Origin of the sequence: Mesorhizobium sp. CU3 (assembly GCF_006442965.1) — a bacterium.
Taxonomy (GTDB): Bacteria; Pseudomonadota; Alphaproteobacteria; order Rhizobiales; family Rhizobiaceae; genus Mesorhizobium.
This window is the reverse complement of sequence record NZ_VFWX01000002.1, coordinates 213,442-237,534: the sequence shown is the minus strand read 5'-3', so window position 1 is coordinate 237,534 and position 24,093 is coordinate 213,442. Positions and strand designations below refer to the sequence as shown.

The window sequence follows — 24,093 nt, the reverse complement described above, 5'->3', positions numbered from 1 at the left end:
CAATGACGCCGCTATCGATCAGGCCGGCCGCACCAGCACGTGCTTCTTCTTGCCGAGCGAGAGCTTCACGACGCCTTCGGGGCCGAGGTCCTGAAGCGTGATCACGCGCTTGTCGTCGCTCACCGGCTGGTCGTTGATGCGCACGGCGCCGCCCTGTATGTGCCGGCGCGCTTCGCCGTTCGAGCCGGCCAGCCCGGCGCTGACGAACAGCGACAGGATGCCGATGCCGGCTTCGAGGTCGGACTTGGCCACTTCGACGCTGGGCAGCGTGTCGGCGAGTGCGCCTTCCTCGAAGGTCTTGCGCGCGGTTTCGCTCGCCGTCTCGGCTGCCTGGCGGCCATGCAGCATGGCGGTGATCTCGGTGGCGAGGATCTTCTTCGCCTCATTGATGTCCGAGCCGCCGAGCGCTGCCAGCCGCGCCACCTCGTCGAGCGGCAGCGTCGTGTAGAGCTTCAGGAAGCGGCCGACATCGGCGTCCTCGGTGTTGCGCCAATACTGCCAGAACTCGTAGGGCGACAGCATGTCGCCATCGAGCCAGACGGCGCCCGAGGCGGACTTGCCCATCTTGGCGCCGGACGAGGTGGTGAGCAGCGGCGTGGTCATGGCGAAGAGCTGCACGCCTTCCATGCGATGTCCAAGATCTATGCCGTTGACAATGTTGCCCCACTGGTCGGAGCCGCCCATCTGCAGCCTGCAGCCGAGGCGCTTGTGGAGCTCGACGAAATCGTAGGCCTGCAGGATCATGTAGTTGAACTCGAGGAAGGACAGCGACTGCTCGCGGTCGAGCCTGAGCTTGACGGAATCGAAGGCCAGCATGCGATTGACCGAGAAATGCCGGCCGACATCGCGCAGGAAGTTGACGTAGTTGATCTGCATCAACCAGTCGGCGTTGTTGACCATGATCGCGTCGCCGGCGCCGTCGCCGAATTTGAGATAGGACGCGAAATTACGGCGGATGCCGACCAGATTTTCATCGATGTCCTGAGGCGTGAGCAGCTTGCGCGCCTCGTCCTTGAAGGACGGATCGCCAATCATTGTCGTGCCGCCGCCCATCAGCGCGATCGGCCGGTGGCCGGTCTGCTGCAGCCAGTGCAGCATCATGATCTGGATCAGCGAGCCGGCATGCAGGCTCTTCGCCGTGGCGTCGAAGCCGATATAGGCGCTTACCGATTCCTTGGCGAAAAGCTGGTCGAGGCCCGCTTCATCCGAAATCTGGTGGATGAAGCCGCGCTCGCTCATGATGCGCAGGAAATCGGATTTGAAGGCGGACATTTTTGCTTCCCGGAGATCGCCCGGCGCCGAAGCCAGACTGGATATGAAGGCGGGCGTTTAGCATCCAACCGCCGTGAGCAAAAGTGGTTTCCGGTTTGCGCCCGGTCGCACGCGACGCTGGGCGTCCTTGCTTCGCCGTTTTTGCTGGCGTAATGAGGCGCCGCGCAAAGCAAGGGCGTATCTTACGCCGCGACGGGGCCATCCCGCAGTTTCAGATCGGATAAGCTCCCGCGATGAACAGGAACTACCTTTTCCTCTTTCTGTTCAGCATCGTCATGACGTTGAGCGGGTTGGCCAGCCTGCCGCCGGTCGACCGCGACGAATCCCGCTTCGTCCAGGCGACCAAGCAAATGGTCGAGACCGGCGACTATGTCGATATCCGCCTGCAGGACGTGTCGCGCTACAAGAAGCCGATCGGCATCTACTGGCTGCAGTCGGCAGCGGTGGCGCTAAGCGGTGAGGGGGCGGCCGCGCCGATCTGGGTCTATCGCCTGGTCTCGATGCTCGGCATCGCGCTCGCTGTGGTCGGCGTCGGCTGGACCGGGACAAAGCTCTTCGGCACCAATGCCGGCCTCGCCGCCGGCCTGATGATGGCGGCGATTTTCGCCACGGCTTTCGAAGGGCGCGACGCCAAGACCGACGCCATGCTGCTTGCCTGTTGCGTGGCGGCGCAAGGGGCGCTGGCGCAGGTCTATCTGGCGGCGAAGCGGAATGAGCCGGTGCCTGGCCACCTCGCATGGATATTCTGGATCGCCCAGGGCATCGGCATTCTCATCAAGGGGCCGGTCGCGCCGCTGTTGTCGCTGCTCACGGCCGGGGCGCTCATCGCCTTCGACCGCGACTGGCGCTGGCTCTTGAAGATGAAGCTGGTGCGCGGCGTCGCCATCGTGCTGGCGATCGTGCTGCCGTGGATCATCCTCATCACCTGGAAGAGCGGTGGTGCTTTCTTCCAGGAGGCGGTCGGCAAGGACATGCTGAACAAGGTGGCGCAGGGCGAGGAATCGCATGGCCTGCCGCCCGGCTTCTACATGCTGACCTATTCGCTTTTCATGTGGCCCTTCGGGCTGATCGCGGTCGGCGCCGGCCTGCAGGCGCTCAACCGCTTCTGGGACGATCCGCGCCTGCGCTTCTGCCTCGCCTGGTACATCCCGTTCTGGCTGGTCTTCGAGGCGATCCCGACCAAGCTGCCGCACTATGTCATGCCGGCTTATCCGGGCATGGCGCTGCTGGTCGGCTGGCTGCTGACCTTGCCCGCCGACCAGGCCAACGCGCCGCTGAAGCGCTGGCAGACCTGGCTGTGGTGGGCGACGGCCTTCGGCGTCGTCGTCGTGTCGGTCGGCCTTGCGGTGGTGTGCGTCGGCGCACCGCTCTATCTGACCAAGACTTTCTCCTGGTGGAGCATTCCGGCGGCGATCGCGGCCTTGGTCACCGGCTATCTGGCTTTTCCGCGCCAATTGCAGGTGCCGCTGCCGCGCATCGGCGCCATCGCCGCCGGCGCCGGCATCACCTTCAGCCTGCTTTTCGGAGTGATCGCGCCGTCGCTGAAACCGATCTGGCTGAGCCCGGCCGTCAAGGCCGCGGTTGACGCCAATCGCCTGTGCGACGGCACCGTGCTGGCTTCGGCCAGGTTCCAGGAGCCCAGCCTGGTGTTCCTGGTCGGCACGAAGACCGTGCTTACCGACGTCGACGGCGTAGCGCGGCATCTCATCGCCGATCCGGCCTGCGCGCTGGGGCTGGCGCCGATCAAGGACGAGCAGAAGATCACCGACGCTCTGGCTGCCCAGGGCAGGTCGGCCAAGCGCCTGACCGAGATCGACGGCATCAACTATTCGTCAGGAGACAAGCTCTCGCTCGGCCTTTATCGGGTGGCGCCGTGAACAATAGCCCTGCGCGTAGAACGCCTCTATAGATCGCGCCCATGTCCGCCGCGCCCCTCAGCCTCTATCGCCGCTCGCTCGGCAATTTCACCGACACGATGCGGATCGTGAAGCGCCGCTTTGCCGTGCGGCCGGCACGCTATCCACGGATTTTGTGGGTCGTCTGGCTGCTTGCCTGGGCCATGCTCACGACGGCGGTGTTCCTGCGCCTCGACACAGGTGCTGGCGAGATGCGCGGCGAATGGTGGCCGGGCTTCGTGCGCTTGACCGACTTCTTCACGCAATTCGGTCTGGGCGGCTGGTATCTCATCCCGGCGGCGCTCTGCCTGGTCGCCGCCAACCTGACGGATTGGCGAGGCCTGTCGAGGGATGGCCGCATGCTCGTCTACAACTGGACCTGTTTTGCGTTCCTGGTGCTTTGCGCGGTGGGCTTGTCCGGCCTGGCGGTCAACCTGGTCAAATACGGCATCGGCCGGGCGCGGCCGCTCTATTTCGACAGCTACGGCGTGTTGTCGCTGCACCCCTTCGCCATGGATGCGCGCTTTGCCGGCTTTCCCTCGGGGCATGCCACGACGATGGGCGCCGTCTTCGGCGTCCTGCTGCTGCTTTTCCCCCGGCGCTGGTACATCGCGCTGATCGTCACCGCCTGCATCGCTTCGACACGCGTCTTCGTCGGCGCGCATTATCCGAGCGACACTGTCGCCGGCTTCGGCTTGGGGCTCGCTTTCGCCGTCGCCTCCGGACTGGTCTTCGCGCGGTTGGGTTTCATCTTCAGGCAGACGCAAGCCAAGCTGCCGGTGCGCAAGAGTACGTTCCGGCTGGGATGGTCCGATCCGCCGAATGTCAGGGCGTCAATCGCCAGGCAGGCTCGTTCCGCCGAAGAGACGGCATCTAACAAGCCGCAGGCTTAGAGCAATTCCAGGAAAAGTGTGAGCGGTTTTCCGTCCGGAATTGCGTCGAAACAAAGAGATAGAGCGGTTCGCCGTTTCTATGAAACGGTGAAACGCTCTAGTTCCCGTCGAGGCCGCCCCAGGCGCGCACCATGCCGGCCATGTCGGGCGCCACCGGATTGGAAGCTTCGCCATCCAGGCCCTCGGCAACGCCGACGCGGTCGGCGACCGGCCGGTTCTGGCTAACCTTCCATTTGCCGTCGATGGCGGTGATGGCGATTTCCAGCCCGACAATGCCCTTGATCTGCGACTGGATGTAGGCCGCCGGCGCATCGGTCACAGCCCATGGCGCCGAGCGTCTGCCCTCCTGAGAAGCCGTCAATTCGGTGATTTGCTCGGCGATCCACGCGCCATCCTCGATCACCCGGACCGTGCCGCGCACCTGGACGATGGCGTAGTTCCAGGTCGGCACGACCTTGCCCGTCTCGCGTTTGGTCTCATACCAGGACGGCGTCACATAGGCGTCGGCGCCCTGGAACACAATCAGCACCGGCGATGCCGGATTGTCGGCCAGAAGCCGCCATTGCGGATTGGCCTTGGCGAGATGCGCGCGCAGCCGGCCATGCGGTCCGATATCGGCATCAAGCAGGAAAGGGACGGCGTTGGCGACCGGTCCTTCCTCGCCATTGGAGATGAGTAGCCCGAGCGGATGCGCCCGCATCAGCCCGTGCAGGACCTCGAGCCGCGTTTCCTTGAAATGGGGCGGTTGGTACATCGTCTTTCACGCCTTCTTCGGCTTTCCGAACGGTATTGTGCACCGTTCGGTCAAGCCGCGCCACATGGCAGGCAGGCCGTGCCATGTGGGTCAGCGCAAAAAGGCTGCGCAGGCGTTAACGCAGCCGCTTCGGCCGCGGATCGGCGAGCTCGCCGGCCAGGCGCCGGTCGAGATAGTCGGCGCACTCCTGGATCAGCAGCTCGGAATCGTTGGCGAAGAAGTGGTTGGCGCCGGGGATGGTCTTCTGCGTGATGGTGATGCCCTTTTGCGTGTGCAGCTTGTCGACCAGGCCTTGCACATCCTTGGGCGGCGCCACCTTGTCGGCGTCGCCATGGATGATCAGGCCGGACGACGGGCAGGGGGCCAGGAACGAGAAATCATAGGTGTTGGGCTGCGGGGCAACCGAGATGAAGCCCTCGATCTCGGGACGGCGCATCAGAAGCTGCATGCCGATCCATGAGCCGAACGAATAGCCGGCAACCCAGCAGCTCTTGGAATCCGGATGCAGCGACTGCACCCAGTCGAGTGCTGCCGCCGCGTCCGACAATTCGCCGGTGCCGTGGTCGAACTCGCCCTGGCTGCGGCCGATGCCGCGGAAATTGAAGCGCAGCGTGGTGAAATCGCGCTTCTGGAACATGTAGAAGAGGTCATAGACGATCTTGTTGTTCATCGTGCCGCCGAATTGCGGGTGCGGATGCAGCACGATGGCGATCGGCGCGCTCTTTTCCTTAGAAGGCTGGTAACGTCCTTCCAGGCGACCGGCCGGACCTGCGAAAATGACCTCAGGCATAAAACACTCCACGTGGCATACAAAGGCGCGAGCCCGGAACTTCCCTGGCCTCTGCGGCCTTGACGCCGGGCAAGCGTCTTCCTAGAAGCTAGTTTAGAATTGTTCAAAACTGGGCAGCCGAAACCCGATGGTCAGGCCGCCCGCGCCGCAAGCCGGGTAGATAGGACGGCTTGCCTTGCAATTTCAAGGAAATAACGCGCTATCCTCGCGGGATAGCTGCCGGAAGGACGAACTGAGCGAAAATGGCCGCAACCCGCGCCTATCTCGACTACAACGCCAGCGCGCCGCTCCTTGCGGAAGCGCGGACGGCGATGGTCGGTGCGCTCGAAGCCGCCAATGCCTCCTCAGTGCATTCCGAGGGCCGCGCGGCGCGCCGTCTGGTCGAGGATGCGCGCCGCGACGTGGCAAGGCTGGTCAACGCCAGGCCCGAGCACGTCGTCTTCGCCTCCGGCGCGACGGAAGCTGCCTCGACGCTATTGACGCCCGACTGGGAGATGGGGCGCGGCACCGTGCGCATGAGCCATCTCTACGTTTCGGCGGCCGATCATCCCTGCATCCTGGGCGGCGGGCGCTTCCCGCCGGCGCAGGTGACGAAGATAGGCGTCGATTGCAACGGCATTGCCGATCTCGACGCGCTGGCCGCCGCTTTGGCCTCGCATGACAAGGCCGCCGGCCTGCCGCTGGTGGCGATGCACGCCGCCAACAACGAGACCGGCGTCATCCAGCCGATCGAGCGCATCGCCGCGATCGTCAAGGCGGCTGGCGGGGTGCTGGTCGTCGATGCCGTGCAGGCCGCGGGGCGGATTCCGCTCGATATGTCAGTCCCTTATGCCGACTATCTGATCCTGTCCTCGCACAAGATCGGCGGCCCGAAGGGCGTTGGCGCCATCGTCGCCGCGTCCGACCTGATGATGCCGAAGCCGCTGATCAATGGCGGCGGCCAGGAAAAGGGGCACCGCGCCGGCACCGAAAACATTGCCGGCATTGCCGGTTTCGGCGCCGCGGCGCGGGCGGCGCTCGCGGGCTTGGACGGCATCGCGGCCGTCGCTCGCCGCCGCGATGAGATCGAGGCCATCGTATCGGAACTCGTTCCGGACGCGGAAATCTTCGGAAATGGCGCTTCCAGGCTTGCCAACACGACATTCTTCGCTATTCCCGGCGTCAAGGCCGAGACGGCGCAGATCGCTTTCGATCTTGCCGGAGTCGCATTGTCGGCGGGCTCGGCCTGCTCGTCGGGAAAAGTCGGGCCGAGCCATGTGCTGAAGGCGATGGGTTTCGGCGACAGCCTCGGCGCATTGCGCGTCTCGATCGGCCGCGCGACCGGCGCCGAGGACATCGCGGTGTTCAGGTCGGCACTGGCGGGCATTGCCGGACGCCGGGCTGGCAAGGAACAAGCCGCCTGACGGCGGCAAAGAAGAATTCAGGCTATTTGGCCTGGTAGAGCCGTGCGTTTTGTCCTGGCCGGGTGAATTTCCGGCGGACACGCACTATATGGAACTTACTCCGCTGGAGCCTTCATGGTTCTCGCGGTGCCATAGTTTGAAAACTGTCGGGCCTTGACCCCGGCGTGGATGGAGAACGCTTATGCCTGCTGTGCAGGAGACGATCGATCGGGTTCGAAAGATCGACGTCGACCAGTATAAATACGGATTCCAGACAGAGATCGAGATGGACAAGGCCCCCAAGGGCCTGAGCGAAGACATCATTCGCTTCATCTCGGCCAAGAAGGATGAGCCGGACTGGATGCTGGAATGGCGTCTGGAGGCCTATCGGCGCTGGCTCACGCTGGAAGAGCCGACCTGGGCGCGTGTCAACTATCCGAAGATCGATTTCCAGGACATCTATTACTACGCCGCGCCGAAGAGTACGCCGGGGCCGAAGTCGCTAAGCGAGGTCGATCCGGAACTGCTCAAGGTCTACGAAAAGCTCGGCATTCCGCTCAAGGAGCAGGAAATCCTGGCCGGCGTGCAGAAGACCGGGGCGCCTGACGCGGACGAAGAAGAAGAGGTTGGCGACAACGTCTACAAGTCCGGCCGCGTCGCGGTCGACGCAGTGTTCGATTCCGTTTCGGTGGTCACCACCTTCAAGGACGAGCTCGCCAAGGCGGGCGTCATCTTCTGCTCGATCTCGGAAGCGATCCGCGAGCATCCGGAACTGGTGAAGAAGTATCTCGGCTCGGTCGTGCCGACCTCCGACAATTTCTACGCGACGCTGAATTCGGCCGTCTTCACCGACGGTTCGTTCGTCTTCGTGCCGAAGGGCGTGCGCTGCCCGATGGAACTGTCGACCTATTTCCGCATCAATGAGAAGAACACCGGCCAGTTCGAGCGCACGCTGATCATCGCCGAAGAGGGGGCTTATGTCTCCTATCTCGAAGGTTGCACGGCGCCGCAGCGCGACGAGAACCAACTGCATGCGGCGGTGGTCGAGCTTATCGCGCTCGACGATGCCGAGATCAAATACTCGACTGTCCAGAACTGGTATCCAGGCGATGCCGAAGGCAAGGGCGGCATCTACAATTTCGTCACCAAGCGGGGCGACTGCCGCGGCGACCGCTCGAAGATCTCGTGGACGCAGGTCGAGACCGGTTCGGCGATCACCTGGAAATATCCGAGCTGCATCCTGCGCGGCGACGATTCCAGTGGCGAGTTCTATTCGATCGCGGTGTCGAACGGCTATCAGCAGGTCGACAGCGGCACCAAGATGATCCATCTCGGCAAGAACACATCGAGCCGCATCATCTCCAAGGGCATCGCCGCCGGATTCTCGCAGAACACCTATCGCGGCCAGGTCTCGGCGCACCGCAAGGCGACCAACGCGCGCAACTTCACCAATTGCGACTCGCTGCTCATCGGCGACCAGTGCGGCGCGCACACCGTGCCCTACATGGAAGCCAAGAACGCGACGGCGAAGTTCGAGCACGAGGCGACGACCTCGAAGATCTCCGAGGACCAGAAGTTCTACGTCATGCAGCGCGGCATCCCCGAGGAAGAGGCGATCGCGCTGATTGTCAACGGCTTCGTCAAGGACGTCATCCAGCAGCTGCCGATGGAGTTCGCGGTCGAGGCGCAGAAGCTGATCGGCATCAGCCTCGAGGGCAGTGTCGGATGACCGGAGATAAATGGTTCAGGCCGAAACGTTTCGGCTATGGCGCGACGCCCGACAACTGGAAGGGTTGGGCTTTTGTGGTGGTCTTCATCCTGATCGCCGTGGCCGCCTTGACGGGCCTTCTCGCGGCGGGCGCGCCCGAGTGGCTGGCAGTCCTGGCTGTCCTTGCCCTGACCGTCGCAATCATCCCGCTCATCAAGGCCAAGACCGACGGCGAGTGGCGCTGGCGCTGGCATTGAATTTGAACGGAAATTTCTTGGAACGGAACGAAAATGCTTGAGATCAAGAACCTGCACGCCCGCATCGTCGACGACGGAACCGAAATCATCCGCGGCTTGAACCTGACGGTAAAGGCTGGCGAAGTCGCCGCCATCATGGGCCCGAACGGCTCTGGCAAGTCGACGCTGTCCTATATCCTCGCCGGCCGCGAGGACTATGAGGTGACGGAGGGCGACATCCTCTATAACGGCCAGTCGATCCTGGAGATGGATCCGGCCGAGCGCGCCACCGCCGGCATCTTCCTCGCCTTCCAGTACCCGATGGAGATACCGGGCGTGGCGACCATGGAATTCCTGAAGGTGGCGATGAACGAGCAGCGCAAGGCGCGCGGCGAGGAGCCACTGAAGGTGCCGGAATTCCTCAAGCGCGTGAAGGAAGCCGCCGCCTCGCTCAGCATGGACATCAACATGCTGAAGCGGCCGCTCAATGTCGGCTTCTCCGGCGGCGAGAAGAAGCGCGCCGAGATCCTGCAGATGAAGCTCTTGGAGCCAAAACTCTGCGTGCTCGACGAGACCGATTCCGGCCTCGACATCGACGCGCTGAAGATCGTCTCGGACGGCGTCAACGCGCTGCGTTCGCCGGAGCGCGCCATCGTCGTCATCACCCACTACCAGCGCCTCTTGGAGCACATCGTGCCGGACTCGGTGCACGTGCTCTACAAGGGCCAGGTCATCAAGTCGGGCGACAAGTCGCTGGCGCTCGATCTCGAGGCCAACGGCTATGCCGGCGTGATCGGCGAAGCCGCGTGAGATGGGGGCGGTCGAGGCAAAAGTCATGAACATGCATGCACAGCCCCAGCGGACCTTGGCCGAGACGGCGCTGATCGACGCTTTCGGCGAGCGGCTGTCGCTGCTGCCGGGCGACGGCGCGGTGATGGTCAAGCGCGACGATGCCATCGAGGCGATCAAGCACGGCCTGCCGACGCGCCGCGTCGAATCCTGGCACTATACGGATTTGCGCAGGCTGCTGACGTCGGTGCCGGCATTCGAGGCCGACGCTGTCGCCAAGGCGCTGGCGCCAATTCTCGAAGGGTCAGCCGTTTTGCCGGTGCTGAACGGCGTCTCGCAGACAAAACTGCCGGAGGTTGAAGGCGTCACGATACAGCGCCTGTCGGAAAAGCTGACCGACGGCAGCGTCGCGCCCGGGCTCGATCCTTATGGCACGGACGACGCGATCGGCGCGCTGAACACGGCCTTCGTCGCCGACGGCTATTTCGTCGAGATCGCCGATGGCACGGCGCTGGACAAGCCGATCGAATTGCAGAACCTGCAGGCCGGCGGACAGGCGCATGTGCGGCTTTTGACCAAGGTTGGCGCCGGCGCCAAAGCCATCATCGTCGAGCGCCAGACGGGCGAGGGCGGCGATGCGCTGGTCTCTTCGGTCAGTCAGCTCGTGGTCGGCGACGGCGCCGAGGTGACCTGGCTTATCGTGCAGGAGCAGCCGGAGACGGCCACGCATCTCGCCCAGTTCAAGGCGCATATCGGCAAGGACGCGAAGCTGACGCTGTTCGTGATGAACGCCGGCGGCAAGCTGGTTCGCCAGGAAATCGTCGTCAGGACGACCGGCGAAGGCGCCGACTTCAAGCTGCGCGGCATCAACCTCCTGGCCGGCGACACGCATACCGACACCACGATGGTGCTCGACCACGCCGTGCCGCACACGACCTCGACGGAAGTGATCCGCAACGTGGTGACCGGCAAGGCGCGCGGCGTGTTCCAGGGCCGCATCAACGTGCATCAATATGCGCAGAAGACCAACGCCAAGATGGCCTGCAACACGCTGCTTCTGTCGGACGACGGCGAGTTCTCGACCAAGCCGGAGCTGGAGATCTTCGCCGACGACGTGGTCTGCGGCCATGGCGCGACGGTCACCGAGATCGACCACAACCATCTGTTTTACCTGATGGCGCGCGGCATCGACGAGAAGAGCGCGCGGGGTCTCCTGGTGAAGGCTTTCGTCGCCGAAGTGATCGAGGAACTGGACGACGAGGCGCTGGTCGAGGCGCTCGAAGAGCGGCTCGACGGCTGGTTTTCGACGCACGGCTAGCGCCTTTCCTTCTCCCCGTTCACGGGGAGAAGGTGGCCCGGAGGGCCGGATGAGGGGTGGTGACGGAGCGAGGCGTTGCCTCGAAAAGAGCTTGTGATGGACCAGAAGATCGAAACCACCCCTTACGATGTCGAGGCGATCCGCCGCGATTTCCCGATCCTGTCGCGAGAAGTCTACGGCAAGAAGCTGGTCTATCTCGACAATGGCGCCTCGGCGCAGAAGCCGCAGGTGGTGCTGGACACCATCCAGCACGCCTACTCCCAGGAATACGCCAACGTTCATCGCGGCCTGCATTTCTTGTCCAATGCCGCGACCGACGCCTATGAGAATGCGCGCAAGTCCGTGCAGCGCTTCCTCAACGCGCCGAGCACCGACAACATCGTCTTCACCTCCAACACCACCGCGGCGATCAACACGGTTGCTTACGGCTACGGCATGCCGCGGATCGCCGAGGGCGACGAAATCGTGCTGTCGATCATGGAGCACCACTCTAACATCGTGCCGTGGCATTTCATCCGCGAACGGCAGGGCGCCAAGCTGGTCTGGGTGCCGGTCGACGATCTCGGTGCCTTCCACATCGAGGAATTCGAAAAGCGGCTGACCAGCCGCACCAAGCTGGTCGCCATCACCCAGATGTCCAACGCGCTGGGCACGGTGACGCCGATCAAGGAGATCGTGCGCATCGCGCATGCGCGTGGAGTTCCGGTTTTGGTCGATGGCAGCCAGAGCGCCGTGCACATGCCGATCGACGTGCAGGACCTCGATTGTGATTTCTTCGTCTTCACCGGCCACAAGGTCTACGGTCCGTCAGGCATCGGCGTGCTCTACGGCAAGAAGGACAGGCTGGAAGAGATGCGACCCTTCATGGGCGGCGGCGAGATGATCGAGGAGGTGACGGAAGACATCGTCACCTACAATGATCCGCCGCACCGCTTCGAGGCCGGCACGCCGCCGATCGTGCAGGCGATCGGGCTGGGCGCGGCACTGGACTACATGGAAAAAATCGGCCGCGAACGCATTGCCGCGCACGAGGCGGACCTCAAGACTTACGCCCATGAGCGTCTGCGGGCGATCAACTCGCTGCGCATCTTCGGCGACGCGCCCGGCAAGGGCGCCATCATCTCGTTCGAATTGCAAGGTATCCATGCGCACGACGTGTCGATGGTGATCGACCGGCAAGGCGTCGCGGTGCGCGCGGGCACGCATTGCGCTCAACCATTGTTGAAACGCTTCGGCGTCACCTCCACATGCAGGGCATCGTTCGGCATGTATAATACCAGAGCCGAGGTGGATGCTTTGGCCGAGGCGCTGGAAAAGGCGCGAAAATTCTTCGGATGACGATGATGGACGATGTGAGCACCACCGCAGAGACTGAAACCGGGCCGGAAACGGCCGCCAACGGCATCGTTTCGGCCTCGGCCATTCCAGCAGACGAGCTGGCGCGGCTGACCGACGACATCGTCTCGGCGCTGAAGACGGTCTACGATCCGGAAATCCCCGCCGACATCTACGAACTCGGCCTGGTCTACAAGATCGACATCGAGGACGACCGCTCGGTCAAGATCGACATGACGCTGACCGCGCCGGGCTGCCCGGTGGCCGGCGAGATGCCTGGATGGGTGGAAAACGCCGTCGGCGCCGTCGAGGGCGTGTCCGGCGTCGAGGTCAAGATGACCTTCGATCCGCCATGGACGCCCGACCGCATGTCGGAAGAGGCGCAAGTGGCGGTGGGGTGGTACTAGGCCGCCAAGGGCTTGGTGCACTTGCGCCAGTGGTAAAACTTCACCATTTAGGTGAGAATCATTCGGCAGGCCTTGAACCTGCAGGGAATGGAGAAGGAAAAGATGGGACGCTTCGCCGTCATCACGATGACCGAAAAGGCCGCCGACCGCGTGCGCGAGATCGTGGCCACGCGCGACAACGCGCATGGCATTCGGCTCGGCATCAAAAAGGGCGGCTGCGCGGGTATGGAATACACCATCGACCTCGTGACCGAGCCGAATACCAAGGACGACCACATCGAGCGCGACGGCGCCCATGTCTATGTCGCGCCGGAAGCAGCGCTTTTCCTGTTCGGCACCGAGATGGATTTCGAGCAGACGACGCTGCGCACCGGCTTCACCTTCAGGAACCCGAACCAAAGCTCGGCCTGCGGCTGCGGCGAATCCGTAGAGTTGAAGCCGGCCGATCTCAAGGCGCTGGCCGAGGCAAGGGCATCCGCTTAGCCTTCGCCCCGTTTACGGGGAGAAGGTGGCCCGAAGGGCCGGATGAGGGGTAACCGCGCCCTATCCCACGTTGGCGATGCCCCTCATTTACCTAAGAGACTAATCCACCCACATGCCCGTGCGCTTGTGCCAGTCGGCGATCGATTCCTCGGGGTAGACGTCGAACACCTTGTCCTTCTTTCCGACCACCGGCTCGACCCAGTTCGCCTTGTATTTCAGCATCAAATGCACCTTTTCCGGCGTTTTCGGCAGGTCGCTGTCGATCGCCGAGGCGAAGGGATGCACCAGCTCCGGCCAAGTCGGATCGTAGAGCCAGAGCGCTGAGCCGCACTTCCGGCAGAAATTGCGCTCGCCGGTCGAGACCTCGCAATGCGGGTGCTCGTCGTCCTCGATTTCGGCGCGGTAGACGCCGAGGCTGCGCTTGCCCCTGATGTTCAGGGTCTCGTAGTCGGCGCCGAGATTGATGGCGAAACCGCCGCCGCCCTGCTGCTTGCGGCAGATCGAGCAATAGCAGAGCATGAACGGCACCGGCGTTTGGCTCTCCACTTCGAAGCGGACCGCGCCGCAGCGGCAGGAGCCTTTGAGCAGGACAGGCATGGCGGGAACTCCGTTTCCAAGTCTCAACCTGTCAGCATGCTCTTGGTTGCGTCGATGACAAGCCCGATAGCGGATGAGATGATCGCGGCATGGACAATGAACGCCTTGAAGAACTGTTCGAAAGCCTCGGCCCGATCAGCATCCGAAAACTGTTCGGCGGCAAGGGCATCTATTGCGACGGCGTGATCGTCGCGGTCGTCGTGCGCGGGGAATTGTTGCTCAAGGCCGACGAGGAGACCATTGCCGATTTCCAAGCCGCAGGCTGCAGCCAGTGGACCTATACCGGCTCGCGCCACGGCAAGGCTGTGGCGATGCCCTATTGGAGTGTTCCCGACGACGCGTTTAACGATCCCGACGAGATGGCGGTGTGGGCTCGGCGGGCTTATGAGGCGGGGCGAAGGGCGGGGAAGTGATTTGGTCCGCTGTTGAAACATTGCGAAGGGCACGTCGAGGCCGCCCCCTCATCCGGCCGCTTCGCGGCCACCTTCTCCCCGAGGGGAGAAGAGCTTGGCGCCGTCGCCGGGAAGCTCCTCTCCCCTTGGGGAGAGGTCGGATTGCCCCGAATTGCTCTTCGCAATTCAGCCTTGGCAATCCGGGTCAGGGGGCCTTCGCGCGTGCCTACAATGCCTTCGCAATCTCCGTCGCCAGCCGGGCATTGTTTTCGACCAGCGCGATGTTGGTTTTCAGGCTGCGGCCGCCGGTGAGTTCCAAGATCTTCGACAACAGGAACGGCGTCACCGCCTTGCCGGTGACATTCTGCGTCTCGGCCGCCTTTTGCGCGGCGTCGATATAGCCGGCCATTTCGTCGGTGGGGATTTCATCGTTCCGCGGCACCGGATTGGCGACCAGGATGCCGCCGCCGAGGCCCAGCGCCTGCCGCGTGCGATAGAAATGCGCGATCTCTTCCGGCTTGTGCAAGGTCAGCGGCGCGCGGAAGGGCGATTGCCTGGACCAGAAGGCCGGCATGGTTTCGCAGGCATGGCCCACCACCGGCACGCCGCGCGTCTCCAGCACTTCCAGCGTCTTTTCGATGTCGAGGATCGCCTTGGCGCCGGCCGAGACGACGATGACCGGCGTGCGCGCCAGTTCGTCCAGATCGGCCGAGATGTCGAAGCTTTTCTCCGCGCCCTTGTGGACGCCGCCAATGCCGCCGGTGGCGAAGACTTTGATCCCGGCCATATGCGCGGCGATCATCGTGGCGGCGACGGTGGTGCCGCCGGTGCGGCCTTGCGCCACCGCAAAGCCGATGTCGGCGCGCGAGAGCTTCATGGCATCGCCGGTCATGGCCAGCGATTCGCGTTCGCCGTCGGAAAGCCCGATCTTGATGCGGCCATTGACGACGGCGATCGTCGCCGGCACCGCGCCGCCGTCGATGATGATCTGCTCGACCTTGGCCGCCATGGCGCCATTGTCGGGATAGGGCATGCCGTGGGTTATGATGGTCGATTCCAGCGCCACCACCGGCTTGCCGGCGGCAAGTGCTTGCGCCACCGGCGGATGGATGTCGATGAAGGGGCGGGCGGTTTCCGGCGTCATATCTGTCTCCGATCCGGCAGCCTGCGCTCCCGGCACGATGATTTTTCAGGCCCTATGCCACTTCGCGCGGCTGCGGCACAAGGGCAAGCGCTTCGGCGAAGCTCGCCGCCGTGAAGGACGGGACCGCCTCGGGGCTCTCGATGGCGAGCATGGCGGCGGCCATGCCTTCGCGCAGCGCCGCCCGCAGAGGCAATCCGCGCAGCATGGCGGCCACGGTCGCGCCGGTCAGCGCATCGCCCGCGCCGGTCACATCGGCGATCTGGCGTGGCGCGGGCGGGTCGATTTCGAACATGCCGCTCTCGCCGAAGCCAAGCACCGGGGCGCTGCCGGCCGTGATCACGCCCGCCTCCAGGCCGGCCGCTCTCAATTTACCGACGGCGTCTCCATCCGACAGATCGGCGCCGACAAGGGCCGCCACTTCGCGGCGGTTCATGAACAGCAGCGACAGCGCGCCGAGCAGCGGCGCCAGGCGAACCACCTTGGCCGGCGAGACGGCGATGGCAAAGACCGGGCGCTCGCCGGCCAGCGCCACCAGGCGCTCAAGTGCGGCGGTCGGCAGGTTGGCGTCGCACAGGATGGCGTCGGCGGCGCCGATCGCCTCACGCACCTTGGAGCGCCTCATCTGCCTGGGGAAAGCGAGGTCGTAGAGCGCCATGTCGGCCAGGCCGACGATCAGCTCGCCCTCGCGGTCGATCAGCGCCGTATAGCTCGGCGTGACGCGGTCGAGGAACACCACAGAAAGGTCGGTTATGCCGGCATCGTCGATCGCCGAGGCGACCGTGTCGGCCGCTGCGTCGCCGCCGCGCACCGACATCAGCGAGGCCGACACGCCGCGCCTGACCACGCTGCGCAGCGCGTTGAAGACGACCCCGCCGACATCTTCGCGCATGACGCCCGGATTGGAGGCGGCGGGCACATAGGCCCCCGCGACCTGGCCGCGCCGGTCGATATGGGCGCCGCCCAGCGCCAGGATGGTCGGGGATGTCGGCATGCTTGTATGGTGACCTTGATTGATTGCGCGGCTGCGCACACTACAGCATGTCACGCGAAAAAGAGTTCGCGTGACATGCTGTAAGGCTCTTTCATTTTAAACATGTCCTCGCCCCGAAACCGCTTCGCACTTTCGGGGGCCATGCTTAGGTTCCTGCGCATCGCCCCGCAATCTCAGTCGCGATTCGGGACGACCGGATGTCGAAATCTCTTTTGGACCAGTGGTTCCGTCAGGCACTAGCCCTGGTGAGACAAAAATAGAACAAATCCAGATATTGATTGTTTTTCAGTTGCTTGTTGCCTCTTGCCAAATGAGAACAAAAAAGGTACAAAAGCTGCAGGGATTACGGATTGTCCGGCCTTCATTGACGACCAAGGGGTGATGTATCATGGCTCAGAATTCTTTGCGGCTTGTAGAGGATAAGGCAGTGGATAAATCAAAGGCTCTGGACGCGGCTCTGTCGCAGATCGAGCGCGCGTTCGGCAAGGGCTCGATCATGCGGCTAGGCGCCAACGAGCAGGTGGTCGAGATCGAAACCGTGCCGACCGGATCGCTCGGGCTGGACATCGCGCTCGGCGTCGGCGGCCTGCCGCGCGGCCGCATCATCGAGATCTACGGGCCGGAAAGCTCGGGCAAGACGACGCTGGCGCTGCACACGGTGGCGGAAGCGCAGAAGAAGGGCGGCATCTGCGCCTTTGTCGATGCCGAGCATGCGCTCGACCCGGTCTATGCCCGCAAGCTTGGCGTCGACCTCGAAAACCTTTTGATCTCGCAGCCCGACACCGGCGAGCAGGCGCTGGAAATCTGCGACACGCTGGTGCGTTCGGGCGCCATCGACGTACTGGTCGTCGATTCGGTCGCGGCATTGACGCCGCGCGCCGAAATCGAGGGCGAGATGGGCGACGCGCTGCCCGGTCTTCAAGCTCGTTTGATGAGCCAGGCGCTGCGCAAGCTGACCGCCTCGATTTCGCGCTCCAACACCATGGTCATCTTCATCAACCAGATCCGCATGAAGATCGGCGTCATGTTCGGCTCGCCCGAAACCACCACCGGCGGCAACGCGCTGAAGTTCTATGCCTCGGTGCGCCTCGACATCCGCCGCATCGGCTCGGTCAAGGACCGCGACGAGGTCGTCGGCAACCAGACCCGCGTCAAGGTGGTCAAGAACAAGCTGGCACCGCCCTTCAAGGTGGTCGAGTTCGACATCATGTATGGCGAGGGTGTGTCGAAGACCGGCGAGCTCATCGATCTCGGCGTCAAGGCCGGCGTCATCGAGAAGTCGGGCGCCTGGTTTTCCTACAATTCGCAGCGCCTCGGCCAGGGCCGCGAGAACGCCAAACTGTTCCTGCGCGACAATCCCGATACCGCGCGCGAGGTCGAACTGGCGCTGCGCCAGAATGCCGGGCTGATCGCCGAGAAATTCCTCGAAAACGACAGGTCCGAAGGCGGCGATGACGGTTTCGAGGACGAAGCCGGCGCCGTGTAAGGCTCCAGGCGCAGTCGACGCCGGGAATAGATCGTTAGCTGGCTTAGTCTGACTTCGGCCACAATCGCGGTTTATCGGTATATGCTTATGTAATTGAGTTCTTGAGTATTGCGTATCCGAACCGCCGGCCTTCGTGCCGGCGGTTTTGCGTTTCGGGCTAGGAATTTTGAGCGCCGGCTTCCCCGCTTGGCCCAGTTCCGTGTTTCTGGACAGGACCAAGGCCTGTCGCTAAAAGGCCAATCTACTTCTGAGAGAACAGCTCTCCCGCCGGCCGTGCCGGCGGTTTTCGCGAAAAGGCAGGCACCATGGTTGGCGTTAACGAGATCCGGTCGACATTCCTCGACTACTTCCGCAAGGAAGGGCACGAGATCGTTGCCTCCAGCCCGCTGGTGCCGCGCAACGACCCGACACTGATGTTCACCAATGCCGGCATGGTGCAGTTCAAGAACGTCTTCACCGGCCTGGAGAAGCGGCCCTATTCGCGCGCCTCGACGGCGCAGAAGAGCGTGCGGGCCGGCGGCAAGCACAACGACCTCGACAATGTCGGCTACACCGCGCGCCATCTCACCTTCTTCGAGATGCTCGGCAATTTCTCGTTCGGCGACTATTTCAAGGAGCGCGCGATCGAGCTCGCCTGGAACCTGATCACCAAGGAATTCGGGCTCAAGAAGGACAAGCTGCTCGTCACCGTCTATCACACCGACGACGAGGCGGCGGGCCACTGGAAAAAGATCGCCGGCTTCTCCGACGACCGCATCATCCGCATCGCGACCTCGGATAATTTCTGGGCGATGGGCGATACCGGTCCGTGCGGCCCGTGCTCGGAAATCTTCATCGACCGCGGCGAGCACATCTGGGGCGGCCCGCCCGGCAGCCCGGAAGAGGATGGCGACCGGTTCCTGGAATTCTGGAACCTGGTGTTCATGCAGTATGAGCAGGTGACGAAGGAAGAGCGCATCGACCTGCCGCGTCCGTCGATCGATACCGGCATGGGCCTGGAGCGCATGGCGTCGATCCTGCAGGGCGTCGACAGCGTCTTCGAGACCGACCTGTTCAAGCATCTGATCGACGCGGCGTCCTCGGCGCTCGGCCAGGGGCCGAGCCAGGAGAACGTGGCGTCGTACCGGGTGATCGCTGACCATCTGCGCTCGTCCTCCTTCCTGGTGGCCGATGGGGTGCTGCCGTCCAACGAAGGCCGCGGCTATGTGCTGCGCCGCATCATGCGCCGCGCCATGCGCCATGCGCAGCTGCTCGGCGCCAAGGAGCCCTTGATGTGGCAACTGGTGCCGGCGCTGGTGCGCGAAATGGGCCAGGCCTATCCGGAGCTGGCGCGCGGCGAGGCGCTGATCACCGAGACGCTGAAGCTCGAGGAGACGCGCTTCCGCAAGACGCTGGTGCGTGGGCTCGGCCTGCTCGAGGATGCCACGCAGACATTGCATGCCGGCGACATGCTGGATGGCGAGACGGCTTTCAAGCTCTACGATACCTACGGCTTCCCGCTCGACCTGACGCAGGATGCGCTGCGCCAGCGCAGCATCTCGGTCGATATCGCCGGCTTCACCGATGCGATGGAGCGGCAGAAGGCGGAGGCGCGCGCACATTGGGCGGGTTCGGGCGAGGCGGCGACCGAAACCGTCTGGTTCGCGGTGCGCGAGAAGACCGGCGCGACGGAATTCCTCGGCTATGAGACTGAAGCCGCGGAAGGTCTGATCCAGGCGCTGGTCAAGGACGGCAAGACCATCGACAGCGCCGGCGAGGGCGACGCGGTTGCCGTGGTCGTCAACCAGACGCCGTTCTACGGCGAATCCGGCGGCCAGATGGGCGATACCGGTGTCATCTCCGGCGATGGCTTTTCGATCGAGGTCTCCGACACGCAGAAGAAGGCCGACGGCCTGTTCGTGCATCTCGGCAAGGTGGCCAAGGGTACGGTCAAGACCGGTGTCGCCGTCGAACTGAAGGTCGACCATGCGCGCCGCTCGAAGCTGCGCGCCAACCATTCCGCGACGCATCTCATCCACGAGGCGCTGCGCGAGGTGCTGGGCACCCATGTGGCGCAGAAGGGCTCGCTGGTCGCGCCGGAACGGCTGCGCTTCGACATCTCGCACAACAAGCCGATCTCGGCGGAAGACTTGGACGAGGTCGAGCGCATGGCGAACGAGATCGTCGTGCAGAACAGCCCGGTGACGACGCGGCTGATGTCGGTCGACGACGCGATCGCCGAGGGCGCGATGGCGCTGTTCGGCGAGAAGTATGGCGACGAGGTGCGCGTCGTGTCGATGGGCACCGGCGTGCACGGCGCCAAGGCCAACCGGCCCTATTCGGTCGAGCTTTGCGGTGGCACGCATGTCAAGTCGACCGGCGATATCGGCCTGGTGCGCATCCTGTCGGACAGCGCGGTGGCGGCCGGCGTGCGCCGCATTGAGGCGCTGACCGGCGAGGCGGCGCGCAAGCATCTCGACGAGCAGGACAAGCGCCTGAAGGCCGCGGCCGCGGCCCTGAAGATCTCGCCGGCGGACGTGCCCGCCCGCGTCGAGGCGCTGGTCGAGGAGCGCAAGAAGCTCGAGAAGGAACTCGCCGAAGCGCGCAAGAAACTGGCGCTCGGCGGTGGCGGCGCGGTGGCCGACGCTCCGGCTGCCAATGAGACGGTCGCCGGCGTCGGCTTCCTCGGCAAGGCGGTCAGCGGCGTCGCGCCGAAAGATCTGAAACCGCTTGCGGATGCCGGCAAGAAGACGCTGGGTTCCGGCGTCGTCGTCTTCGTCGGCGCCGGCGAGGACAACAAGGCGAGCGTCGTCGTCGCTGTAACCGACGATCTTACCGGCCGCTTCAGCGCCGTCGATCTCGTCCGTGTGGCGTCAGCCGCGCTTGGCGGGCAGGGCGGCGGCGGCCGCCCCGACATGGCGCAGGCCGGCGGCCCCGATGCGTCCAAGGCCGGCGATGCGATCGCGGCGGTAAGGGCGGCGCTGGAAGCGGCGTAGGCGGGCGGACCTAATTTTATCGCGACGGTTGGCGGGACAGCGCCCCTCTCTGTCCTGCCGGACATCTCCCCCACATGGGGGGAGATCGGACGTCGCATCGGCTTTCGCCAATTTTCAACGGTGCAGAAAAGAAGGGCGGCGCAGGAGCTGCCAATCTCCCCCCTCGTGGGGGAGATGTCCGGCAGGACAGAGGGGGGCGCTGTCCCGCGGTCTTCAATGTGTGTCAGCTAACCTTTTCAGTCCGCGCAAAGCTCGGTCTCGCAGCCACCCGCGCATACCAATCCCGCATGTCCGCAAAACGCGCCAACAGATCGCGCCCTTCCGCGACCTTGACGAAATAGGCGATGATCGGTGCGGCGTGCAGGTCCGCCAGCGTCAGCTGGTCGCCAAGCAGCCACGGTCCTTTTGCCTTCAGCGAGATCAGCGCCTTCAGCACCGTCTCAGCCTGACTCAGGCTGGCGGCGATGAGCGTCTCATCCGGCTCAGCCTTTTCGAGCCGCTCCACCGCAACGTCCCAGACCATGGCGCGATAGCCATAGGCGTCGAGCATGCCGATGATTTGGCCCATTCGCGCGCGGTCGGGGGCGTCGGCCGGCTGCAGCGCCGGGCCGTCGAAGGCCTCGTCGACATAGCGCGCGATGGCATTGGTCTCGAACAGGCGAAAACCGTCATGTTCGAAGGCCGGGATGCGGCCGAACGGATGATGTTCGAGATACCAGGCGGGAATGCCTTCGGCGGCGAAGATGTCGAGCGGCACGAGCTTATAGTCGACGCCTTTCTCCTCCAGCGCCATGCGCGCGATGCGCACATAGACGCTGTAGTCGGCGCCGTAGAGGATTTTCTTGGTCATTGCCCGGGTTCCTCGCTTTCCCTCTCGCCGTCTCCAAAAAAGAAGGCCCCTTTCGGAGCCTTCGGCAGTTCAAGAAACCAAGGTTACCCCATGGCCTTCTGCAGATTCTCGTCGATCTTGTCGAGGAAGCCGGTGGTCGACAGCCAGGGCTGGTCGGGGCCGATCAGCAGCGACAGGTCCTTGGTCATGAAGCCGGATTCGACGGTCTGGATGCAGACCTTCTCCAGCGTCTCCGCAAAACGCTTCAGCTCGGCATTGTCGTCGAGCTTGGCGCGGTGGGCGAGACCGCGGGTCCAGGCAAAGATCGAAGCGATCGAGTTGGTCGAGGTCTCCTCGCCCTTCTGATGCTGGCGGTAATGGCGGGTCACGGTGCCGTGTGCGGCTTCGGCTTCCACCGTTTTGCCGTCCGGCGTCATCAGCACCGAGGTCATCAGGCCGAGCGAACCAAAACCTTGCGCCACGGTGTCCGACTGCACGTCGCCATCATAGTTCTTGCAGGCCCAGACATAGCCGCCCGACCATTTCAGGCTGGAGGCCACCATGTCGTCGATCAGGCGGTGCTCGTACCAGAGCTTCCGCGCCTTGAACTCGGCCTCGAACTCCTTCTCGTAGACTTCCTGGAAAATGTCCTTGAAGCGGCCGTCATAGGCCTTGAGGATGGTGTTCTTGGTCGACAGATAGACCGGATAATTGCGCAGCAGGCCGTAGTTCAGCGAGGCGCGGGCGAATTCGCGGATCGATTCGTCGAGATTGTACATAGCCATCGCCACACCGGCGCCGGGCGCGTCGAACACGTCATGCTCGATCACCTGGCCGTCTTCGCCGACGAACTTGATCGTCAGCTTGCCCTTGCCTGGGAAGCGGAAGTCGGTGGCGCGGTACTGGTCGCCGAAGGCATGACGGCCGACGATGATCGGCTTGGTCCAGCCCGGCACCAGACGCGGCACGTTCTTCATGATGATCGGCTCGCGGAAGATGGTGCCGCCGAGGATGTTGCGGATGGTGCCGTTGGGCGACTTCCACATCTTCTTCAGCTTGAATTCCTCGACGCGCTGCTCGTCGGGCGTGATGGTCGCACATTTGACGCCGACGCCCCATTTCTTGATGGCGTTGGCCGAGTCGATCGTCACCTGGTCGTTGGTGGCATCGCGGTGCTCGATGCCGAGGTCGAAATAGTCCAGCTTGATATCGAGATAAGGGTGGATCAGCTTGTCCTTTATGAACTGCCAGATGATGCGGGTCATCTCGTCGCCGTCGAGTTCGACGACCGGGTTCGCCACCTTGATCTTCGCCATGAAATAAATGCCTCGTTGCTTGGGGATATGAACGGCCTTGCCCGCATGGCTTTCGGCCGGGGTTGCGGAGCGTATACCAAAGGCTTTTTCAGCGCGCAAACCGCGATCCATGCGCTCACGCAGGCGTGCCGCTGTTGTGAATGCTTCATTTTCCGGGCCGGATGTGGCAGGGGGACGCCGAAACGCCGCAAACCCTGGTTACCGACAGCCATGCCCGCCATCGAAGAGACGACCAAGACCTTATCCGCCGGCCCGGCGATCATCCTGGTCGAGCCGCAGCTCGGCGAGAATATCGGCATGGTGGCCCGCGCCATGGCGAATTTCGGCCTGTCCGAGCTAAGGCTGGTCAAGCCGCGCGACGGCTGGCCGAGCGAGAAGGCGCGCGCCGCCGCCAGCCGCGCAGACCATGTCATCGACGCCACAATTGTGTTCGACGATTTGGCATCGGCGGTCGCCGACCTCAACTTCGTCTTCGCAACCACGGCGCGCGAGCGCGACGGCTTCAAGCCGGTTCGCGGTCCGGTGGAGGCGGGCAGGGCGCTGCGAACGCGGGTCCAGGATGGGCAGCGCACCGGCATCCTGTTCGGCCGCGAGCGTTTCGGCCTCTACAATGACGAGGTCGGGCTCGCCGATGAGATCGTCACCTTTCCCGTCGAGCCGGGCTTTTCCTCGCTCAACATCGCGCAGGCGGTGCTTTTGATGTCCTATGAGTGGATGAAGTCGGGCCTTGCCGACGAGACCCAGACCAATTTCTCCGGACCGGACCTTGTGCCGGCCACCAAGGAACAGCTGCACAGCCTGTTCACCTATCTGGAAGGCGCGCTTGAGGCGCGCGGTTACTTCCGGCCGGAAGAGAAGAAGCCGAAAATGGTCGACAATCTGCGCGCCGTGCTGACGCGCGCCGGCTTCGCCGAGCCGGAGCTGAAAGTCCTGCGCGGCATCATCTCGTCGCTCGACCGGTTCTCGCCGGCCATGCCGCGCGGCGATGGTTCGCCGGGCGACGACCCGAGACGAGCCCCGGCGCGAAGTCGCGAGACAGACAAAGAAAGTTAAAATCGGTAAGCTCCGAGCATTTGAAGTAACCGAATCTTATTCGGTTGC

22 protein-coding genes are annotated in these 24,093 nt (G+C 63.8%); 14 read left to right on the top strand and 8 right to left on the bottom strand.

What is annotated here, in order from left to right; all coding sequences use genetic code 11:
• Positions 1 to 18 precede the first annotated feature (18 nt).
• Entirely contained in the window at positions 19 to 1,272 is a 1,254-nt protein-coding gene (gene tyrS / locus FJ988_RS04585; protein ID WP_140815577.1) for a tyrosine--tRNA ligase, read from the bottom strand.
• A 233-nt stretch (positions 1,273 to 1,505) separates the two neighbouring features.
• Here tyrS and FJ988_RS04580 point away from each other — a divergent pair, with 233 nt between their 5' ends.
• Positions 1,506 to 3,149, top strand: a complete 1,644-nt coding sequence (locus tag FJ988_RS04580) for a glycosyltransferase family 39 protein (protein WP_140815576.1) — start codon at positions 1,506 to 1,508, stop codon at positions 3,147 to 3,149.
• A gap of 41 nt (positions 3,150 to 3,190) precedes the next feature.
• Positions 3,191 to 4,060 (top strand): phosphatase PAP2 family protein, encoded by an 870-nt coding sequence (locus tag FJ988_RS04575; protein WP_181183419.1) that lies wholly within the window; start codon positions 3,191 to 3,193, stop codon positions 4,058 to 4,060.
• A gap of 97 nt (positions 4,061 to 4,157) precedes the next feature.
• On the opposite strand, the gene FJ988_RS04570 is transcribed toward FJ988_RS04575, so the two are convergent.
• Both FJ988_RS04570 and FJ988_RS04565 read right to left on the bottom strand, forming a co-directional pair.
• On the bottom strand, positions 4,158 to 4,814 hold the full coding sequence (locus FJ988_RS04570; RefSeq protein WP_140815575.1) for an FMN-binding negative transcriptional regulator: 657 nt from the start codon (positions 4,812 to 4,814) through the stop codon (positions 4,158 to 4,160).
• Positions 4,815 to 4,929: 115 nt separating this feature from the next.
• Positions 4,930 to 5,604, bottom strand: a complete 675-nt coding sequence (locus FJ988_RS04565; protein WP_140815574.1) for an alpha/beta hydrolase — start codon at positions 5,602 to 5,604, stop codon at positions 4,930 to 4,932.
• Between the two features lie 242 nt (positions 5,605 to 5,846).
• Between FJ988_RS04565 and FJ988_RS04560 the strand changes: the two genes are divergently transcribed.
• From FJ988_RS04560 to sufA, 8 genes are all read left to right on the top strand, one after another.
• Complete coding sequence (locus tag FJ988_RS04560; RefSeq protein WP_140815573.1) at positions 5,847 to 7,007, top strand: cysteine desulfurase family protein; 1,161 nt, start codon at positions 5,847 to 5,849, stop codon at positions 7,005 to 7,007.
• A gap of 181 nt (positions 7,008 to 7,188) precedes the next feature.
• Entirely contained in the window at positions 7,189 to 8,715 is a 1,527-nt protein-coding gene (gene sufB / locus FJ988_RS04555) for a Fe-S cluster assembly protein SufB (RefSeq protein WP_140815572.1), read from the top strand.
• Positions 8,712 to 8,951 (top strand): hypothetical protein, encoded by a 240-nt coding sequence (locus FJ988_RS04550; protein ID WP_140815571.1) that lies wholly within the window; start codon positions 8,712 to 8,714, stop codon positions 8,949 to 8,951. The genes sufB and FJ988_RS04550 overlap by 4 nt, the downstream gene beginning before the upstream one ends.
• 33 nt (positions 8,952 to 8,984) lie before the next feature.
• Positions 8,985 to 9,740: a Fe-S cluster assembly ATPase SufC gene (gene sufC / locus FJ988_RS04545; RefSeq protein WP_140815570.1), complete on the top strand. Its 756-nt coding sequence runs from the start codon at positions 8,985 to 8,987 to the stop codon at positions 9,738 to 9,740.
• A 25-nt stretch (positions 9,741 to 9,765) separates the two neighbouring features.
• Positions 9,766 to 11,037, top strand: coding sequence for a Fe-S cluster assembly protein SufD (gene sufD, locus FJ988_RS04540; protein ID WP_140815569.1), 1,272 nt, complete (start codon positions 9,766 to 9,768; stop codon positions 11,035 to 11,037).
• A 96-nt stretch (positions 11,038 to 11,133) separates the two neighbouring features.
• Positions 11,134 to 12,375 carry a cysteine desulfurase gene (locus tag FJ988_RS04535; RefSeq protein WP_140815568.1) on the top strand — a complete coding sequence of 414 codons (1,242 nt, stop codon included), beginning with the start codon at positions 11,134 to 11,136 and terminating at the stop codon, positions 12,373 to 12,375.
• A gap of 5 nt (positions 12,376 to 12,380) precedes the next feature.
• Positions 12,381 to 12,779 (top strand): SUF system Fe-S cluster assembly protein, encoded by a 399-nt coding sequence (locus FJ988_RS04530; protein ID WP_140815567.1) that lies wholly within the window; start codon positions 12,381 to 12,383, stop codon positions 12,777 to 12,779.
• 102 nt (positions 12,780 to 12,881) lie between these two features.
• Entirely contained in the window at positions 12,882 to 13,262 is a 381-nt protein-coding gene (gene sufA, locus FJ988_RS04525) for a Fe-S cluster assembly scaffold SufA (protein WP_140815566.1), read from the top strand.
• 99 nt (positions 13,263 to 13,361) lie between these two features.
• Here sufA and FJ988_RS04520 read toward each other — a convergent pair whose 3' ends face one another.
• Positions 13,362 to 13,859, bottom strand: a complete 498-nt coding sequence (locus FJ988_RS04520) for a GFA family protein (protein ID WP_140815565.1) — start codon at positions 13,857 to 13,859, stop codon at positions 13,362 to 13,364.
• Between the two features lie 89 nt (positions 13,860 to 13,948).
• On the opposite strand from FJ988_RS04520, the gene FJ988_RS04515 reads away from it, so the two are divergent.
• On the top strand, positions 13,949 to 14,272 hold the full coding sequence (locus tag FJ988_RS04515) for a TfoX/Sxy family protein (RefSeq protein ID WP_140815564.1): 324 nt from the start codon (positions 13,949 to 13,951) through the stop codon (positions 14,270 to 14,272).
• 205 nt (positions 14,273 to 14,477) lie between these two features.
• Here FJ988_RS04515 and FJ988_RS04510 read toward each other — a convergent pair whose 3' ends face one another.
• Complete coding sequence (locus FJ988_RS04510; protein ID WP_140815563.1) at positions 14,478 to 15,395, bottom strand: pseudouridine-5'-phosphate glycosidase; 918 nt, start codon at positions 15,393 to 15,395, stop codon at positions 14,478 to 14,480.
• A gap of 52 nt (positions 15,396 to 15,447) precedes the next feature.
• The gene (locus tag FJ988_RS04505; protein WP_140815562.1) at positions 15,448 to 16,386 is read right to left on the bottom strand and encodes a carbohydrate kinase family protein; all 939 of its coding nucleotides are present in this window, start codon (positions 16,384 to 16,386) and stop codon (positions 15,448 to 15,450) included.
• A 388-nt stretch (positions 16,387 to 16,774) separates the two neighbouring features.
• On the opposite strand from FJ988_RS04505, the gene recA reads away from it, so the two are divergent.
• Both recA and alaS read left to right on the top strand, forming a co-directional pair.
• On the top strand, positions 16,775 to 17,872 hold the full coding sequence (gene recA / locus FJ988_RS04500; protein ID WP_140815561.1) for a recombinase RecA: 1,098 nt from the start codon (positions 16,775 to 16,777) through the stop codon (positions 17,870 to 17,872).
• Positions 17,873 to 18,177: 305 nt separating this feature from the next.
• Complete coding sequence (gene alaS / locus FJ988_RS04495; protein WP_140815560.1) at positions 18,178 to 20,847, top strand: alanine--tRNA ligase; 2,670 nt, start codon at positions 18,178 to 18,180, stop codon at positions 20,845 to 20,847.
• Between the two features lie 223 nt (positions 20,848 to 21,070).
• Here the strand turns inward: alaS and FJ988_RS04485 are convergent, their stop codons facing one another.
• Together FJ988_RS04485 and FJ988_RS04480 are read right to left on the bottom strand one after the other, a co-directional pair.
• On the bottom strand, positions 21,071 to 21,697 hold the full coding sequence (locus FJ988_RS04485) for a glutathione S-transferase family protein (RefSeq protein ID WP_140815559.1): 627 nt from the start codon (positions 21,695 to 21,697) through the stop codon (positions 21,071 to 21,073).
• 83 nt (positions 21,698 to 21,780) lie between these two features.
• Positions 21,781 to 22,992 (bottom strand): NADP-dependent isocitrate dehydrogenase, encoded by a 1,212-nt coding sequence (locus FJ988_RS04480; protein ID WP_140815558.1) that lies wholly within the window; start codon positions 22,990 to 22,992, stop codon positions 21,781 to 21,783.
• Between the two features lie 210 nt (positions 22,993 to 23,202).
• Between FJ988_RS04480 and FJ988_RS04475 the strand changes: the two genes are divergently transcribed.
• Positions 23,203 to 24,045 (top strand): RNA methyltransferase, encoded by an 843-nt coding sequence (locus tag FJ988_RS04475; protein WP_140815557.1) that lies wholly within the window; start codon positions 23,203 to 23,205, stop codon positions 24,043 to 24,045.
• The last annotated feature ends 48 nt before the right edge of the window (positions 24,046 to 24,093 follow it).

Excerpts from the sequence above, each read along its gene's own strand:
- FJ988_RS04505 (WP_140815562.1), bottom strand. The coding sequence starts at position 16,386 with ATGCCGACATCCCCGACCATCCTGGCGCTGGGCGGCGCCCATATCGAC.
- alaS (WP_140815560.1), top strand. The coding sequence starts at position 18,178 with ATGGTTGGCGTTAACGAGATCCGGTCGACATTCCTCGACTACTTCCGC.
- FJ988_RS04515 (WP_140815564.1), top strand. The coding sequence starts at position 13,949 with ATGGACAATGAACGCCTTGAAGAACTGTTCGAAAGCCTCGGCCCGATC.
- FJ988_RS04570 (WP_140815575.1), bottom strand. The coding sequence starts at position 4,814 with ATGTACCAACCGCCCCATTTCAAGGAAACGCGGCTCGAGGTCCTGCAC.
- FJ988_RS04580 (WP_140815576.1), top strand. The coding sequence starts at position 1,506 with ATGAACAGGAACTACCTTTTCCTCTTTCTGTTCAGCATCGTCATGACG.
- FJ988_RS04565 (WP_140815574.1), bottom strand. The coding sequence starts at position 5,604 with ATGCCTGAGGTCATTTTCGCAGGTCCGGCCGGTCGCCTGGAAGGACGT.
- FJ988_RS04480 (WP_140815558.1), bottom strand. The coding sequence starts at position 22,992 with ATGGCGAAGATCAAGGTGGCGAACCCGGTCGTCGAACTCGACGGCGAC.
- FJ988_RS04535 (WP_140815568.1), top strand. The coding sequence starts at position 11,134 with ATGGACCAGAAGATCGAAACCACCCCTTACGATGTCGAGGCGATCCGC.
- FJ988_RS04520 (WP_140815565.1), bottom strand. The coding sequence starts at position 13,859 with ATGCCTGTCCTGCTCAAAGGCTCCTGCCGCTGCGGCGCGGTCCGCTTC.
- sufB (WP_140815572.1), top strand. The coding sequence starts at position 7,189 with ATGCCTGCTGTGCAGGAGACGATCGATCGGGTTCGAAAGATCGACGTC.
- FJ988_RS04510 (WP_140815563.1), bottom strand. The coding sequence starts at position 15,395 with ATGACGCCGGAAACCGCCCGCCCCTTCATCGACATCCATCCGCCGGTG.
- recA (WP_140815561.1), top strand. The coding sequence starts at position 16,775 with ATGGCTCAGAATTCTTTGCGGCTTGTAGAGGATAAGGCAGTGGATAAA.
- sufC (WP_140815570.1), top strand. The coding sequence starts at position 8,985 with ATGCTTGAGATCAAGAACCTGCACGCCCGCATCGTCGACGACGGAACC.
- FJ988_RS04575 (WP_181183419.1), top strand. The coding sequence starts at position 3,191 with ATGTCCGCCGCGCCCCTCAGCCTCTATCGCCGCTCGCTCGGCAATTTC.
- FJ988_RS04560 (WP_140815573.1), top strand. The coding sequence starts at position 5,847 with ATGGCCGCAACCCGCGCCTATCTCGACTACAACGCCAGCGCGCCGCTC.
- FJ988_RS04475 (WP_140815557.1), top strand. The coding sequence starts at position 23,203 with ATGCCCGCCATCGAAGAGACGACCAAGACCTTATCCGCCGGCCCGGCG.
- sufD (WP_140815569.1), top strand. The coding sequence starts at position 9,766 with ATGAACATGCATGCACAGCCCCAGCGGACCTTGGCCGAGACGGCGCTG.
- FJ988_RS04485 (WP_140815559.1), bottom strand. The coding sequence starts at position 21,697 with ATGACCAAGAAAATCCTCTACGGCGCCGACTACAGCGTCTATGTGCGC.
- tyrS (WP_140815577.1), bottom strand. The coding sequence starts at position 1,272 with ATGTCCGCCTTCAAATCCGATTTCCTGCGCATCATGAGCGAGCGCGGC.
- sufA (WP_140815566.1), top strand. The coding sequence starts at position 12,882 with ATGGGACGCTTCGCCGTCATCACGATGACCGAAAAGGCCGCCGACCGC.
- FJ988_RS04550 (WP_140815571.1), top strand. The coding sequence starts at position 8,712 with ATGACCGGAGATAAATGGTTCAGGCCGAAACGTTTCGGCTATGGCGCG.
- FJ988_RS04530 (WP_140815567.1), top strand. The coding sequence starts at position 12,381 with ATGGACGATGTGAGCACCACCGCAGAGACTGAAACCGGGCCGGAAACG.